General features: G+C 43.4%; 13 protein-coding genes. 6 read left to right on the top strand and 7 right to left on the bottom strand.

The features are described from left to right. Nucleotides 1-31: 31 nt before the first annotated feature. Complete coding sequence (locus tag F0231_RS03360) at nucleotides 32-1,144, bottom strand: hypothetical protein (RefSeq protein ID WP_171758296.1); 1,113 nt, start codon at nucleotides 1,142-1,144, stop codon at nucleotides 32-34. 872 nt (nucleotides 1,145-2,016) lie between these two features. Between F0231_RS03360 and F0231_RS03355 the strand changes: the two genes are divergently transcribed. Continuing rightward, nucleotides 2,017-3,348 carry an MFS transporter gene (locus tag F0231_RS03355; protein ID WP_171758295.1) on the top strand — a complete coding sequence of 444 codons (1,332 nt, stop codon included), beginning with the start codon at nucleotides 2,017-2,019 and terminating at the stop codon, nucleotides 3,346-3,348. Nucleotides 3,349-3,417: 69 nt separating this feature from the next. Here the strand turns inward: F0231_RS03355 and F0231_RS03350 are convergent, their stop codons facing one another. The 4 genes from F0231_RS03350 to F0231_RS03335 all read right to left on the bottom strand — a co-directional run bounded on the left by F0231_RS03350 (nucleotide 3,418) and on the right by F0231_RS03335 (nucleotide 7,397). Next, the gene (locus F0231_RS03350; protein ID WP_171758294.1) at nucleotides 3,418-3,678 is read right to left on the bottom strand and encodes a DUF5062 family protein; all 261 of its coding nucleotides are present in this window, start codon (nucleotides 3,676-3,678) and stop codon (nucleotides 3,418-3,420) included. A gap of 112 nt (nucleotides 3,679-3,790) precedes the next feature. Next, complete coding sequence (locus F0231_RS03345) at nucleotides 3,791-4,801, bottom strand: LacI family DNA-binding transcriptional regulator (protein WP_171758293.1); 1,011 nt, start codon at nucleotides 4,799-4,801, stop codon at nucleotides 3,791-3,793. Between the two features lie 176 nt (nucleotides 4,802-4,977). Next, complete coding sequence (locus F0231_RS03340; protein WP_171758292.1) at nucleotides 4,978-5,994, bottom strand: nuclear transport factor 2 family protein; 1,017 nt, start codon at nucleotides 5,992-5,994, stop codon at nucleotides 4,978-4,980. A 101-nt stretch (nucleotides 5,995-6,095) separates the two neighbouring features. After that, nucleotides 6,096-7,397: an MFS transporter gene (locus tag F0231_RS03335; RefSeq protein WP_171758291.1), complete on the bottom strand. Its 1,302-nt coding sequence runs from the start codon at nucleotides 7,395-7,397 to the stop codon at nucleotides 6,096-6,098. A gap of 336 nt (nucleotides 7,398-7,733) precedes the next feature. On the opposite strand from F0231_RS03335, the gene F0231_RS03330 reads away from it, so the two are divergent. Further along, nucleotides 7,734-9,275, top strand: coding sequence for a sodium/solute symporter (locus tag F0231_RS03330; protein ID WP_171758290.1), 1,542 nt, complete (start codon nucleotides 7,734-7,736; stop codon nucleotides 9,273-9,275). A 57-nt stretch (nucleotides 9,276-9,332) separates the two neighbouring features. On the opposite strand, the gene F0231_RS03325 is transcribed toward F0231_RS03330, so the two are convergent. Both F0231_RS03325 and F0231_RS03320 read right to left on the bottom strand, forming a co-directional pair. Then, nucleotides 9,333-9,593, bottom strand: coding sequence for a DUF2999 family protein (locus F0231_RS03325; protein WP_171758289.1), 261 nt, complete (start codon nucleotides 9,591-9,593; stop codon nucleotides 9,333-9,335). 69 nt (nucleotides 9,594-9,662) lie between these two features. After that, nucleotides 9,663-10,742, bottom strand: coding sequence for a low specificity L-threonine aldolase (locus F0231_RS03320; protein WP_171758288.1), 1,080 nt, complete (start codon nucleotides 10,740-10,742; stop codon nucleotides 9,663-9,665). Between the two features lie 143 nt (nucleotides 10,743-10,885). On the opposite strand from F0231_RS03320, the gene F0231_RS03315 reads away from it, so the two are divergent. From F0231_RS03315 to hcp-2, 4 genes are all read left to right on the top strand, one after another. Further along, nucleotides 10,886-11,707, top strand: a complete 822-nt coding sequence (locus F0231_RS03315; RefSeq protein ID WP_171758287.1) for a helix-turn-helix transcriptional regulator — start codon at nucleotides 10,886-10,888, stop codon at nucleotides 11,705-11,707. Between the two features lie 71 nt (nucleotides 11,708-11,778). After that, complete coding sequence (locus F0231_RS03310; RefSeq protein WP_171758286.1) at nucleotides 11,779-12,366, top strand: GNAT family N-acetyltransferase; 588 nt, start codon at nucleotides 11,779-11,781, stop codon at nucleotides 12,364-12,366. A gap of 137 nt (nucleotides 12,367-12,503) precedes the next feature. Beyond that, nucleotides 12,504-13,412 carry a DMT family transporter gene (locus tag F0231_RS03305; RefSeq protein ID WP_253825711.1) on the top strand — a complete coding sequence of 303 codons (909 nt, stop codon included), beginning with the start codon at nucleotides 12,504-12,506 and terminating at the stop codon, nucleotides 13,410-13,412. A 180-nt stretch (nucleotides 13,413-13,592) separates the two neighbouring features. Continuing rightward, nucleotides 13,593-14,111, top strand: coding sequence for a type VI secretion system effector Hcp-2 (hcp-2, locus tag F0231_RS03300; RefSeq protein ID WP_171758285.1), 519 nt, complete (start codon nucleotides 13,593-13,595; stop codon nucleotides 14,109-14,111). Nucleotides 14,112-14,175: the final 64 nt, after the last annotated feature.

The raw sequence follows: 14,175 nt of genomic DNA, 5'->3' as shown, positions 1-14,175 counted from the left end.
AAGCGTCAAAATAGTTGATGCTAAGCATTCATTAGCTCAACAGTCGGCTATAGGCCTTGGAGTGAAAAACAATAAAAAGAGTGACACAAACAATGCTACACGCTGCGCCTTTAAACCAGCCGCTGTCGTCTCTTTTCTTTTGTTTGGATAGGTTAACGATAAAACAGTAAATCGGAATTGGGAGAAGCAAGAGCATTTGTAAGTACGGAATGTAGTCATATCTATTCGCGACAACTCTCATTAATCCGTATTCAAATAATCGGAATGGGTAATCATCTCCACGATATTCGTAACGGGATGACGCAAACCAATCGTAGTTATGGTTTGCAAACAGAACAAAGAGAACGAGAACAACAGTAATCATTACAATCTCGAATCTATCAGATTGGTCATCCAAGTAACCAGGCCAGAATAGAAAATGGTTTATAAGACACATACCGAGCAACAAACCCATGGTAAGGCCAAAGTGGATTGATGATAAGTAAGGTTCATAGGAGTTAGAACGGATCGGAGACTCAACCCAGCCAGCAAAGCATGCAGCCCACCAAGTTCCCATTAGCAATATACCCACGACTCTCAGAAAAAAAACCAGTCCACGCTCTTGGCTGATATGATAAAGCGTGCCGATAACTAAGAATTGAAGCGAGTGAAATAATGGAACCAGTATGCAGCCATAAAAAACGACACCTGCTACGACTAAATATAGGAGTGGGAATAGATAGTCTATAACGCTGGCAAACATGCCTTTATTAGAGAGTTCTGAAAAGCCAGTCGTGTAAGCGATCACCACAACGGTTGCAAGAAAAGTGATTATGGAAAGTACATGTGTTAGGACTATCGAGACATCATTTTCAATTTGTTTTTGATAACGTAATCTAGCCATTGTCCCCGTGATATAGATAGGAACCAAGAAGGCTAGTTCAGCGCATAATATGTAAGTATCCAGTAGGCCTATTATGGCAAACACTGAACCAATAAATATTGACATCATGCAGAAAAAGCCAAACAGCGGTAATAAACCGGGGCTCCCCTCTATCAAATCATCTTTAATTAGACTCATCCCCATATAAGTAACAATAATAGGAAAGTAGGCGAAAGGAATAGTGCTTCCAACAAAAAATCTCGGTTCTTGGCTATTACTCATAATAATCTCTTTATAATAGGCAACAGTTATTTAGCTAACTTATGGCAATGGCGAATTAGCTTGGATCGATAAAATCAGCCGCTGTTCCACCAAAAAGGGCATAGAAGATTGAGTAGAAAGCAAATATCAAACCTAGCCCTAAAAGGAACCTAAAAAAGAGAGTGAAATTCTCAAAAAAGGCATAGAGTAGATCTAAAAATTTTTCGTCTAATCTGTTCATTTCCGTCGCAAAAGAAGTTCTTAATGAGGCACATTATTAGTATTTAAATTGATATATCAATGATTTTACAAAATTAAAATATATATTATTTAAGTATTGATGCTGTGAATGGTTATATAAATCAAACTCTGTAGATTTATGCGTTTAATTTTATTAAGACGTTTAATTTATTGCTGAAATATTAATCGAATTGTTCATATCTCTCCCTGATTAAATTATATGATTCTTATTTGAACAATATTTAAAGCCTAAAGAAAACCGAACGATCGGAAGCATAACTTATATTTGGAATAAATATTTGAAGCTCTATAATGGGATAATAATATTTAATTAAACAAACTGATCATTTATAAACCAGACAAGCTTAAAAAGATGAGAAATCAACCCATCTTCGATCTAATTTTGATCAACTGCAATAATTTACAAATAAAAAACTAAATCACTTTATGTGCATAAAAATTTGGAATGTAAACTAAAAAGAGATTATTCCCATCATTGATTGAAAGTGTAATTTTTATTCGAATTGTAGAAAATTCTCATATGGGGTTATGCTCGTAAATGAGTCACAGAATAGTATTTTTCCTCAATACCATGACCTATTGAGGAAAAAAGTATATACATAACCCATGTTACTCGAACGATTAGAGCTAAGATGTCACTCAAAGAGATCCTTCAAATTCGCAATGTTCGCTACTTCTTAATGTTTCGAAGCAGCTACTTTGCGCGCTTTTACTATCCCGTGTTCACCCTCCTCTATCTAGATTACGGCTTAACCCTTTCTCAATTTGCCATGCTTAACGTGGTTTGGGCTGCAACGATTGTATTAGCTGAGGTGCCCTCTGGCGCTTTTGCTGACACGTTAGGCCGTAAAAAGCTGGTGGTGCTATCGTCTTTGGTTATGTTTATTGAAATCGCCATGATCGCGTTTGTTCCGACAGGAAACCTCGATCTCGTTTTCATCGTCTTTTTGATTAACCGAATATTGAGCGGCTTGGCGATGGCTTTAGCCAGTGGAGCTGACGAAGCCTTAGCCTATGACACCTTAAAAGAACAAGGCAAAGAGGACCTGTGGCCACGCGTTCTGCAAATTCAACTTCGTATCGCTTCAACGGTCGGTATTTTCGTTACCCTTATTGGTGCCGCCATGTACGATGTGAACTTTATGGCTAGCGTCTATGACTTATTAGGGTTGGCAAAGCCTGAAAGTACGCAAGACATAATGCGTATACCTGTCTATGCGACGTTGGTGGTTGCACTCATTGCTATCTACGCCGCAACCAGCATGAGGGAAGAGAAAAAGGTTATCTCGAGCGAAAGCAGCAGGCTGGCAACAACCATCGAGAGTATGAAGCTGACTTTAGACACTGGGAAATGGGTACTTTCGACTCCGTATGTGTTGTTTATATTGCTTTACTACAGCTTATTTGAACACACCTCACGTATGTTCTTAACCATGAACAGCCAATACTACAGCGCGATCAATATCCCTATCATCTATTTCGGTTTAATTGGTGCAGGGATCAGTGTGCTTAAGATACTACTCGCGGGGCAAAGCCGCCGATTAGCAGAGAGCATGCAACCCAAAACGTTTATCGCCGTGATGGGCGTGGCATCCATGGCAACCTACTATTGGATAAGTCTCGGGTGGTCAGTCTATGGGGTGATCCCAGCTCTGATACTGATCTTCATTATCATGACAATGAACATTTTCATCAGTTTTCACCTCAATAAAAAAACAGAGTCGCATAACAGAGCGACTGTACTGAGCTTTAAAGGCTTGATGTTCAATTTAGGCTACGGATTGATCGGTGTGCTATACGCCTACTACTACAAGTTACTGTCTCAAGGTTACACACAGGAACAGATAGAAGAGCATGTTGATTTCATTGCGTCGCTTTCTTCGTTCTTCTATTACTTTACGTTTTTATTCATCGCTATCAGCCTGTTTTTCTATGTTAAGCATCGACAGAAAGCGATTTTTTAAATCGTGAACCCCATTAAAAAGACTAAAAAGGCGAACCAACGGGTTCGCCTTTTCATTTGATCTATCGAGTTACTTCAGAGGGTCATCATCAGGCAACGCACTATGAATCCAAACGGCAAGACGATGTTTGATACTCGCTCCATCCAGTTTGCTCTCAGGTAGAGGAGTAATTTGCTTGGCATCCACTAAAAACAAATAGACAGCTTTCACTCGAACTGGTTGAGGAGACTTAGGCAGCTCGAAACCTTGCATCTTCGCCATCTTACCGCCAATCTCTAACGCTTTCTTAACCAGTTTATCTTCGTTGGCCAACTTAGAAGTCTTTGACATATTTTGAAATCCTGTCTGTTGAATCTTTTGACAGTATAACAATATGAAAAGCTGGCAACTTTATCTCGATCTCACTTTTGTCTAGCGACGCATTAATTCAGCTCGAAAGCGCCTATTGTTTCTTGGTCGTCTCTCGGATCACGAGCCGTGCAGGCACCATCATCTTCACCAAGCTTTTATTTTCTTCTTGGATTTGAGACACGATCACTTTCACTGATTCACGAGCAAGGCGTTTAAAGTCTTGGCTAAACGTGGTCAGTTGATAATTGAGCCATTGCGCCTGAGGAATATCATCAAAGCCTATGACTTGCAGATCACCTGGTACGTTGAGGCCCAATTCACAGCGCGCGACATCCATGACAGCCATCGCTAAATTATCGGTCGCGCAGAAAATACCGTCAGGACGTTCGTCACTCGCCAATAAGTGACGAATAGTGTCCAAAGATTCCTGGTAATCGTAATCCGCTTCGACGATTCGAACTTGAGTGCCGATTAGCTCCTCAAACTCAGAACAGAAACCCTGCTCTCGTTCACTGTTGGTGTAGGTTGGGACATTACCGGTTAAATAGACCGCTGACTTAACCCCTACCTGTTGAAAATGCTGAGCGGCTTGCTGACCTGCGGCGTAGTTGTCACTCACAACATGGCTGCTTTTCGTTCCTTCGACCACCCGTGCGTACTGAACAATAGGGATATTGAACTCTTCACACTCTTCATAGAGGGACTTGTTGAACGTCGCAGAGGCTGCAATAACACCATCTACTCGGTACTGAAAGATGTTCGGAATCGAGTGATTGTCTTCCCCATCAATTTTCCAAGGGATCAACACCGTCGCATACCCCTGCTTTTGCAGTTCAGTAGAGATAAGTTGCAGCGTTTTCATGTGGATTGGGTAATCTGCATCAGGAAAGACGACACCAATTAGCTTCGACTCATTGGTCGTTAAACTGCGAGCAAAAGCGTTTGGACGATAGTTGAGCGCTTTTGCTGCCTCATACACTTTCTGTTTGGTTTTTTCTGAAACCGAGCTACCGGGAACAAAGACTCGAGAAACGGTAGATTGAGAAACTCCCGCCAGCTTAGCGACGTCTTTAGAAGTGACTGTAGTTTTAGGATTAGTCATAGATTTGAACACAAAATTGAACTGAGGAAATTATATCACAGTAGGTACGTAGTCATAGGTTCATTGTTGGAAAGTGCTTTTGATATAAAGAGATAACCCGCTATTTTGGGATAACCCACAAAAAAGCCAACCCTCAATTGGGTTGGCTTGCATAAAAATCAAATCTAGCAAAATGATTAGTATGACGGGTTCATGATGGTTGATGTACGCTCAAACACATCTAAGCCTTGCTGTTTAAGCCAGTAAGGTAGGTCGATAAGAACCCAGTTTTCAGACAGTTTATCGTTGTCACGATAGTAAACGTCAACCACTTGCATATCTGCGCGAATTTCACCACCAGGCATACCTAGGAAACCACCGATTGGTGTATTAGATAGGTTTGGCCAACCGAAGAAACAAGAGAAGTTGCCTTCCGCGAAACGACAAACGTGGCCGTTGAACTTCTTATCTTTTAGGTTGTTACGGAAAGGTAGTTGATGCTGCTGTTGGTAACGAGGGATCGTGTAAGATGCGCCAATACCACATGGGCCATACCAGATCATGTCTTTAGACCAGCTCTTCTCTAACACTTCTGGTGGGCAGCCCATCGCGCCGCTGTCGTTAAGCGCAGATAGATCATCGACCATCTTGTTCACAAGAGCCAATGTTGCTTGGCCTTCTTCTGGCGCTGCATCTTCGAACAGTAGACCGTCATGGTTACGAGGGCCTGGGTATGTAAAGTGCTTACCCGTTGATGGTGGCAATGGGTAGCAACCCGCTTGATCCATAACGCCAAGTAGATCTAGGAACAGACCTGTCTTGGTGATCTTGCCGTTTTCCACACAGTTAAATTCTGCGTAACGGATGTTCATGATCTTGCCTGTTGGACGCATACCTAGGTATTCCGCATCGAATAGACCCATGAAATGACCCATACTCATTACCCAAATCTCATCTGGGTTGATTTCGTTGTTACCACCGATGAAGATGTCTTGACGACGTTGCATTCGAGTCATTGACTTCATGATTGGTGACCAGAAAACGTCAGCCGCTGCTTGCGCGCCTTCTTGTTCACGGAACGGGTACACGCCACGCCATAGGTAATCTTCAGACGTAAATGACTTTAGAACTTCTGCAACATTCTCATGTGTCGCGTTTTCCATTGCGTCGAAGTACTCGCGAACAATGCATTTTGCTTCTTGGTATTTAGCCATGATGTTATCTCTTTTATTTAATCACCCATACGCTCTTAAGCTGTGGGTGTTGGAACAGGAGGAATTGAGTCTGGCTGATGGAAACCCACCAGCCATTTAGATTAAGCGTGTGCTGCTTGAGCTTGTTTATTCTTCTTGTAGAAGATGCCGCCTTTGAGTGTTTCTGGCAGTGATAGCCACAGAAGACCAGCCACAATCCATACAATCGGTGAACCCCACATTGCTGTCGCAAGGTCGCTACGCTCTTGAATGAAGATAAGAACCATTGGTGCCCACATGCCGATAATACGACCGCCGTGGAATAGCGCAGCACCGAAGCTACGTAGGTGTGCAGGGAACAGTTCTGAGAAGTAACCACCCCATACTGCAGAAGCTGACAGACCGAAGTTGTAGATTAGACCAAGCAGAGCCAGCATGTTTAAGCTGCCAATCATTACATCGCTTGGCGCGACAAAGAACACCGAAGCCATGATGCCCGCCAGAATGAAACCAAACGCGTTCACTTTACGGCCGAATTTGTCTGCGATTGCACCCCAAACCCAAGCACCAAAAAGTGAGCCAAATGCTGAGATTGAGAAGATAATACCGATTGTCGCACCATCAAACTCACGCACTTCTTTCAGGTATGTCGTTACGAAGCCAGAGAAGAATTGGTAGCCGTAGAAGTTTAGGCCTGCTAGTAGTAGACATGTGATAGTTAGCTTGCGGTAAGGCGCGCTCAACATTTCACCCCAAGAGCCCTTCTTCACAGGCGCTTCAGCGGTTTTCTCTTGTTCTGCTTGCTCTTCTTCACCGTAAGCAATCACTTTCTTGTCAGAAGGTAATATGAAGATCATAACAACCGCTGCCGCCAGTGGTGGAACACCGCCAACCCACATTAGGCTTTGCCATGGCGCATCGATCTCGGACAAGAACGCTGCGTATGCGCCCATCACCATTAGAGCAACGGAGAACATAGATGACGCGAATGCTGTGAGTTTACCGCGTACAGTTGGAGTAAATAGACCAATCATGAGGCTTACAGCAACGGTAAAGTAACCACCAAGAGATAGACCGATGATAAGACGCATCGCAGCCCACGTTGCGTAGTCGGTAAACATCATATTGATGATCGTTGCGCCGCCATTTAACGCCGTGATAGCGATAAGGGTTGGTTTCTTGCCGAAGTTGGAAGCAAACCATGCACAGCTAAGCGCACCGATAAGTGCACCAATAGACTGCCACGTATAAAATTGTGCTGTATCCGCTAGTGAAATGCCGTCATAAGCTTCAACAATGTAAGGGCGTACGTAGTCAATAATTACAAAGTTATAACAGTAAAAGAAGTAACCAACCAAGATGGCTAGATACGCTGCTACACGTTGAAACATTGGTACATCGCTCATGTGTTTTTTAGCGTTCATTACCAATAAACCTCTATTTTCAATTATTTATAGTTCCATCTTGAGAAGAAAGACAACTAAGATCTTTCCGATCCGAATTCTAATGACCGGATAATACTAAGGTCTTTCACTCGATCCGTTCTGTGATCCTACTCAAATCAAAAATGAATACGCACCCATTTTATGCATATTGGTGATCTGGATCACCAATATCACGACCTGTTCGTTCTTTAGGTAACTCTTAGCCCATTCTTCTGGTGACAAAGTTCACAGTTAGTCAGCTGAAAGTCTAATTGTTAACCGAACTAAGGTAGTATCAAAGGCGTTTTAAAGACATATCCACGGAATTGCACCAAAATGGTTACGTACTCAAGCCTTGTTGTTATAGCGCTATACGTCATAGCAACCCTGACAATCAGTTACCTTGTGAATCGACGCTTCAACACAGGTGGGGATTTCTCTACAGGAGGTAAACAATTTGGTTGGTTCACGGCGGGAGTGTCTATTCTAGCGACGTATGTGAGTGCAATGACGTTCGTCGGTATGCCTGGCTGGGTATATAGCTCGGGTATGGAAGCGATGAGCGTTCATCTTAACTACCCCATCGTTATTTTCTTCTCTGTGGTGTTCTTTGTTCCTGTCTTTTACAAACTCAAACTAACGTCGATTTATGAGTACCTAGAATTAAGGTTTGGCGTAGTAGCAAGAACCATTAACTCGATCGTGTTCATTGTTGTTCAATGTATTTCGGCTGGAGTGATCCTTTATGCGATCGCTTTGATTCTAATACAGGTGTTGCCACTCACGATCTCTGAGGCGATCATCTGTATTAGTCTATTTACTGCCGTATACACCTACGCTGGCGGCATTTCGACGGTGATTTGGACTGACATGTTGCAGTCGGTAGTACTGATCTTAGGTAGCGTCGCAATCTTCATAATATTATTGGGCAAGGTTGGCGATCCCACAGCGCTAGACAGCCACCATCTTAATATTATTAATCTGCAATTTGATCTTGGTATTGATACTTCCCTTTGGGCCGGAGTGGTTGCGGTTAGCTTTCTCCATTTGAGTGTTTACGGCACCAATCAGTTGATCATCCAACGAACATTGGCAACGCGCTGTGTTGATACTGCTCAGAAGTCGATGTTGGTCGTCGGTTATGGTGCTTTCTTTGTTTACCTGTTCTACGGCATCGTCGGTGTTCTGTTGGCTATGTTTTATCAAAACACCACTATCGCAAACAGTAATGAAGTGATACTCGATTTCGTCTTTAATCATACCAACCCAATTGTGGTCGGACTGGTCATCTCGGCGTTAGCAGCTGCGGCGATGTCGACGTTGGATTCCACATATAATTCCATGGCGACAGTGGCTACGTTTGACATCTATAAGCGCTTTATTAAAACCAACAGAGAAGATGCCCACTACGAGGGCGTTGCTCGAAAAATGAGTCTGGTTGCGGCCGCTTCAGTGATTGCCCCTGCTCTAATGGCTGTCTCCAACGAATCCGTACTCAAAACCATCGCGAGTCTGACCTCTATATTTGTGGGGATTCGCTTAGGATCTTTTGTTTTGGGTCTTTTCATCCACAAAGCAAATGAGAAAGGGATGATCGCAGGCAGCATTGCTAGTGTTATTGCTGTGTATGTTTGTCGAACCGCCGATATCGCTTGGCCGTGGTATGCCCCAATTGGCACGATCGTGTTCTTACTATTTGGAGTGGTATTTAGCTTGATGATGGGCAACCTAACCCAAGAACAACAAGATTTTGTTGCCAACCAACGCTCATTGTTCATTAAACCGAAAGCCAGTCATTATGGATTGCTCGTTTTTGCCGCCATCACAATCTCAGCATGTTTCGCTATACCAGATTGGTTACTGATTGCACTTTCATAGCAATAAAAAAGCTCAGGCAAGTTTCCTCACCTGAGCTTTTACGATCTGACTCTAATCTTACTGCTGCTGATTTTGCAGCTTCTCTTTCGCTTCTTCAACTTTAGAGAAATCTAAGCCTAGCTCTTCTACGGCTTCTTTAATCAGCGCAGGGTTTTGCATGACTTGACCCATTAGAAGCTGAAGCTGCTCTTGCGGCAAGCCAAGCTGACCAATTGTTGCCATTGCAGCTAGCGGGTTTTCTGTTAGCGTTTGAAAAAGCTCATTGATTTGTGCATCGTTGATGTTGTTCTCTTTCAATAGTGCAAGAATTGGATTCATCGTATTACCTTAATGTCATTCAGTATGATTCGACCAAACGCCGAACGTTTCATTGACTTATATTTGGTATCAACTGACCGCTTTTTCAAGTAGCTCAGCAAAGAAAGCGCGTAATTGGTTATCTTCCAAATCCAGTAAATTGTCTCCGACATACCATTCAACCACACTTTGATTAGGATGTGCGGTCACTTGAGGATTGCCAAACCAGATCCCTTTTTCCAATGCAAAGTAGCGCTGAATCTCCAACGCCTTAGGCTGACTGCATGGCAGTATAAGATGGAACATATTGGCCTGTGGCTGAGTCGGGTTTGGCGTCAGCTGAGGGTACTCTTCTAAGATTTGGTACACCTGCTGAGTTCGCTCAAACAATTTAGGCATTTGCGCTAGCCGCTTATCGAACTGCATCGCCGAGGAAACGATATAAGGCGTTCGATGATATAGGTTACCACCTTGTCGTTTCATCCATACCGACGCTTCTGCAACGAAATCTTTTGAACCAAGCAGCATAGAGCCACCTAGGCCACCAATCCCCTTGTATAACGACACATACGCCGTATCAAAACCTTGGGCAATATCACGATACTCTTTTTGGTAGTACGCAGCTGTTTCCCATAGGCGTGCGCCATCCATGTGGAGATGAATATCTTGCTCACCGCAGTAAGTTTTGATCGCTTCAAGATCATCCCATTCTGGAAGTTGACCACCAATTTCTCTCATGGGTAACTCGTAAAGCACCGCTGCTATCTCGTCAGGCCAAGCTTTAAGATCGTCTAGCTTCCAAGTTTGGTATGGGTTGCCTAAAGGGAGGATCTTAAAGCGCTCTTGCAGTTGGTAGTTTTGCTTTTCATGCACGCAAATGTGGCTCGAAGGGTGCATCGCGACAACGGGGTTTCTCTTTTTTCTACCAACAAGATCCAACACGGTCGGTTGAGTCATTGTCCCTGTCACCACAAACAGACCCGCTTCAAAACCCAAAAGCTCAGCTACCTTCTGTTCAAACGCTTGTATTGTGTCTCCATCACCGTAGACATCGTGGGCCACATCATGCTCTTCACACCATTTGGCCATTTTGGCAAAGTGCTCAGCGGGCGTATCTTCTCTATTTCCTGGTAGATGGGTGTGGCAGCGCTGCTTTAACTCAATACTCATTATCTGTCCTTAGAATTGTTATTTGATGCCAATCTAACCCTGAACGGTTGATGAGTAAATATCTCAATATAGTCAAATATCCTCTATCATTCAGAGGACGAACCTCTACAATAAATGGTCAACAGTAAATAGTTGGATGCTTAATGATCACTTGGAAACAGTCTCTTCCCGGATATGAATGGCTTGTCCATCAGATTTGGTATTTAGAAGTCGAAAAAGATGAAGAGATTGAGTCATTGCCAAAGCTTATCCCAAACCCTAGAGCACACATTATCCTATCGCCATCAGCGCAGGCCTATCGTTACTATGGAGACAACGGAGACTATTCTGGTCTAGGTTGCCATTTACTTACAGCAAGCGAGCAGATTCTTACGCTTGAAGATTCTGCACCGTTAAAGCGTATCGGCATTACGCTTCGCCCTGAAGCACTCTATTTACTCCACAAAAACTCATCTGATAAGGCCAATCACATTGGTTGGGACACATGGCTAGATACCCTTTTCCCCGCGCAGCAAAAAGATGAGCTTATTGAACAGTCGGACAGGCAAGCGATCATAAATCGCATTCAAGGCCTTGTTAATAACATCAAACTACCAACTGTTGGCGATCGCGCTTATCAATCCACTCATCAAGCAATTGGAATATTAGAAAGCGGAAGTAGTGACTGTGATATAGAAACGCTCGCAGAGCTCTGTGCATGCTCAAGACGAACCTTAGAGCGTAATTTCAGGCTGGTGACTGGATTGACGATAAAGAAGTTTCAGATGATGATGAACCTTGAGAACATCGTGCTCGATCTCTATCAGCACAATAAGCCAATCGACTGGGCCGAATTCTCTCAGCGCTACGGGTTTAGCGATCAATCTCATCTCATTCGTCAACTCAAGCAGCAATTAAAGAAAACGCCAGCAAGTTATCTCAAGCAACGCGATCTGACCATCGACATTTATGGGGACTTTGAGTAAAAGTTGTCGCAAAAATCCAATCGTTCGCCAAAGCTAGGCGCTAATATGCCGTCAACATTATGAGGTAACACATGACATACGAACAATTAAGACAAGGTCAACCTATCCCATTTGGCGACGAGCTTACAATTCGTTTGATTCAAACGGATGACTTAAAAGATATCATCGAAATGTTGGGGGACGACAAGGTAAACAAGTTCCTATTTTTCGCTCCTGCCGATGACAGTTTATATCATGGGTTCTTTGACCCAATCATTGAAAATACAGCTCAATCAATAAAAGACAAAGTCTGGCCAGATAACCCAACATTTATCATTCGAGACCAAAATGGCAAGTACATGGGAATGACCGCCGTGACCCAAGTCATGTTCCATACTGGAAACTACGAAGTGGGTTACCAACTTGCTTCACACGCATGGGGACAAGGGATCGCCACTCAAGCTTGTCAGCTAATGACGGCGATCGGCTTTAAAGAACTCAATGCCCATAAAGTCAGCGCAGACTGCTACGCTTCCAATATCGGCTCCTACAAAACGCTCGAAAAATGTGGCTACGTCCAAGAGGGGCGACAATCTGACTACTACAAAATGCCGGAAGGGTTTGACGACAAACTCTATTATGGCTTAACCAAAGCACAATACATTCAAGCGACGAATTAACGCCTCTCTTGATAAACAAACTAAAAATAAGATGAGTCCATTTGCTCATCTTATTTTGTTTTTAAGGTCAACATGATTGAACCTAAGTAACGCTAGTGCCATCATGTCGCCCACTGTTCCCGTACTTGAAAAATATCATGCCTTTTGCACAACTCTCTTTTAGCCAAATTCCTGTTGGCATTCGCTTTATGCTTCTCTCAGCTTTGGGCTTTGCATTAATGTCTGCGTGTGTGAAGTACGTAAGCACTTACGGCATTCCAGTCTTTGAAATTGTCGCTGCACGTGCGTTGGTGTCTCTTATCATCAGTTATGTGGATGTGAAACGAAAAGGGATCTCCGTTTGGGGCAATAATAAACGCTTACTCTTTGCTCGCGGCACAATCGGCACAATGGCCCTTATGTGCGTATACTACTCTGTGACCACGCTGCCATTGGCCGAAGCGACCATATTGCAATACGTTCACCCTGTCTTCACGGCGCTGCTCGGTTTGCTGTTCTTGAAAGAGAAGATCCAGAAATCCACTATGGTATGTATCGCTTTTTGTCTGGCGGGATTACTGGTAATGGTGCAACCAAGTATCAACAGCAACGTAAACTACGACTTACCTCTGTTCAGTATCACGACTGCTTTGCTAGGTGCGCTGGGTAGCTCTATCGCTTATGTCATTGTGAGAAAGCTGAGTCGCACAGAGGACAGTTCGGTGATCATATTCTACTTCCCGCTTGTAGCCCTGCCTACGTCCATCGCGTTAATGTGGAATGACTTTGTATGGCCAAGCGTCTACTTAACCTTTGTGCTTGTTTTGGTGGGTATTTTTACTCAGATTGGTCAGTACGGATTAACCAAAGCAATGCAGACCCAGTCGGCAGGTCAGGCATCGGCCTACTCTTATGTTCAGATTGTATTCTCTGCGTTGCTCGGCGTATGGCTATTCAATGAAATCCCTTCAATTTGGACCTACCTTGGTGGTGGCTTGATCGTGACTGGCGCTCTAATCAATGTATTTGGAAGTAAAACAGCGAACGCTCTAAAGAAGAAGGCCTAAAAATTTGCCCGAGCAAATTTTGGCACACCGTTTTTTGTTTATGGTAGGTAGATTATTGCTTGCCTCATCTAACAAAAAACAACTAAGCACCTGTTTTTATTAAAAATTATATTTTAGGCATGGCACTTGCCCTTTAGTCAGTACATTCACATGTTAAACACACTAAAGGAAAGGATTGTTATGCCAACTCCATGTTATATCTCTATCGACGGTGAAACCCAGGGCCTAATCACTGCAGGCGCATGTACTGCTGACTCTATCGGTGATTCTTTTGTAGAAGGTCATGAAGATGAAATGCTAGTACAAAAGTTCGACCATGTTGTGACTGTGCCAACCGATCCACAGTCAGGCCAACCTTCAGGTCAACGTGTCCATAAGCCGTTCAAATTTACGGTTTCTCTAAACAAAGCGGTTCCTCTGCTATACAACGCACTTTCTTCAGGCGAAAAAATGAAGACAGTTGAGCTCAAGTGGTACCGCACGTCTATCGAAGGCAAACAAGAAAACTTCTTCACGACTAAGCTAGAAAACGCATCAATCGTAGATATCCATTGTGAAATGCCACATTGCCAAGACCCATCAATGGCTGACTTTACGCAAAACCTAACGGTGTCGATGTCTTACCGTAAGATCACATGGGATCATGTTAACGCAGGTACATCTGGTTCGGACGACTGGCGTAAACCTATCGAAGCCTAGTCGCTTTTACCTTAGGCCCACCCTTTTGGTGGGTCTTTGTCGTTTTGTCCAAGCCGTAGGATCT

The organism is Vibrio sp. RE86 (genome assembly GCF_013114545.1).
Taxonomy (GTDB): domain Bacteria; phylum Pseudomonadota; class Gammaproteobacteria; order Enterobacterales; family Vibrionaceae; genus Vibrio.
The sequence above is the reverse complement of the archived record's forward strand: the minus strand, read 5'-3'. Positions and strand labels throughout refer to the sequence as shown.

What these genes read in the sequence shown, in the direction of transcription:
- F0231_RS03355 (WP_171758295.1), top strand. Translation starts at nt 2,017, where the DNA reads ATGTCACTCAAAGAGATCCTTCAAATTCGCAATGTTCGCTACTTCTTA.
- F0231_RS03325 (WP_171758289.1), bottom strand. Translation starts at nt 9,593, where the DNA reads ATGAATCCAATTCTTGCACTATTGAAAGAGAACAACATCAACGATGCA.
- F0231_RS03310 (WP_171758286.1), top strand. Translation starts at nt 11,779, where the DNA reads ATGACATACGAACAATTAAGACAAGGTCAACCTATCCCATTTGGCGAC.
- F0231_RS03305 (WP_253825711.1), top strand. Translation starts at nt 12,504, where the DNA reads ATGCCTTTTGCACAACTCTCTTTTAGCCAAATTCCTGTTGGCATTCGC.
- F0231_RS03345 (WP_171758293.1), bottom strand. Translation starts at nt 4,801, where the DNA reads ATGACTAATCCTAAAACTACAGTCACTTCTAAAGACGTCGCTAAGCTG.
- hcp-2 (WP_171758285.1), top strand. Translation starts at nt 13,593, where the DNA reads ATGCCAACTCCATGTTATATCTCTATCGACGGTGAAACCCAGGGCCTA.
- F0231_RS03340 (WP_171758292.1), bottom strand. Translation starts at nt 5,994, where the DNA reads ATGGCTAAATACCAAGAAGCAAAATGCATTGTTCGCGAGTACTTCGAC.
- F0231_RS03330 (WP_171758290.1), top strand. Translation starts at nt 7,734, where the DNA reads ATGGTTACGTACTCAAGCCTTGTTGTTATAGCGCTATACGTCATAGCA.
- F0231_RS03350 (WP_171758294.1), bottom strand. Translation starts at nt 3,678, where the DNA reads ATGTCAAAGACTTCTAAGTTGGCCAACGAAGATAAACTGGTTAAGAAA.
- F0231_RS03320 (WP_171758288.1), bottom strand. Translation starts at nt 10,742, where the DNA reads ATGAGTATTGAGTTAAAGCAGCGCTGCCACACCCATCTACCAGGAAAT.
- F0231_RS03335 (WP_171758291.1), bottom strand. Translation starts at nt 7,397, where the DNA reads ATGAACGCTAAAAAACACATGAGCGATGTACCAATGTTTCAACGTGTA.
- F0231_RS03360 (WP_171758296.1), bottom strand. Translation starts at nt 1,144, where the DNA reads ATGAGTAATAGCCAAGAACCGAGATTTTTTGTTGGAAGCACTATTCCT.
- F0231_RS03315 (WP_171758287.1), top strand. Translation starts at nt 10,886, where the DNA reads ATGATCACTTGGAAACAGTCTCTTCCCGGATATGAATGGCTTGTCCAT.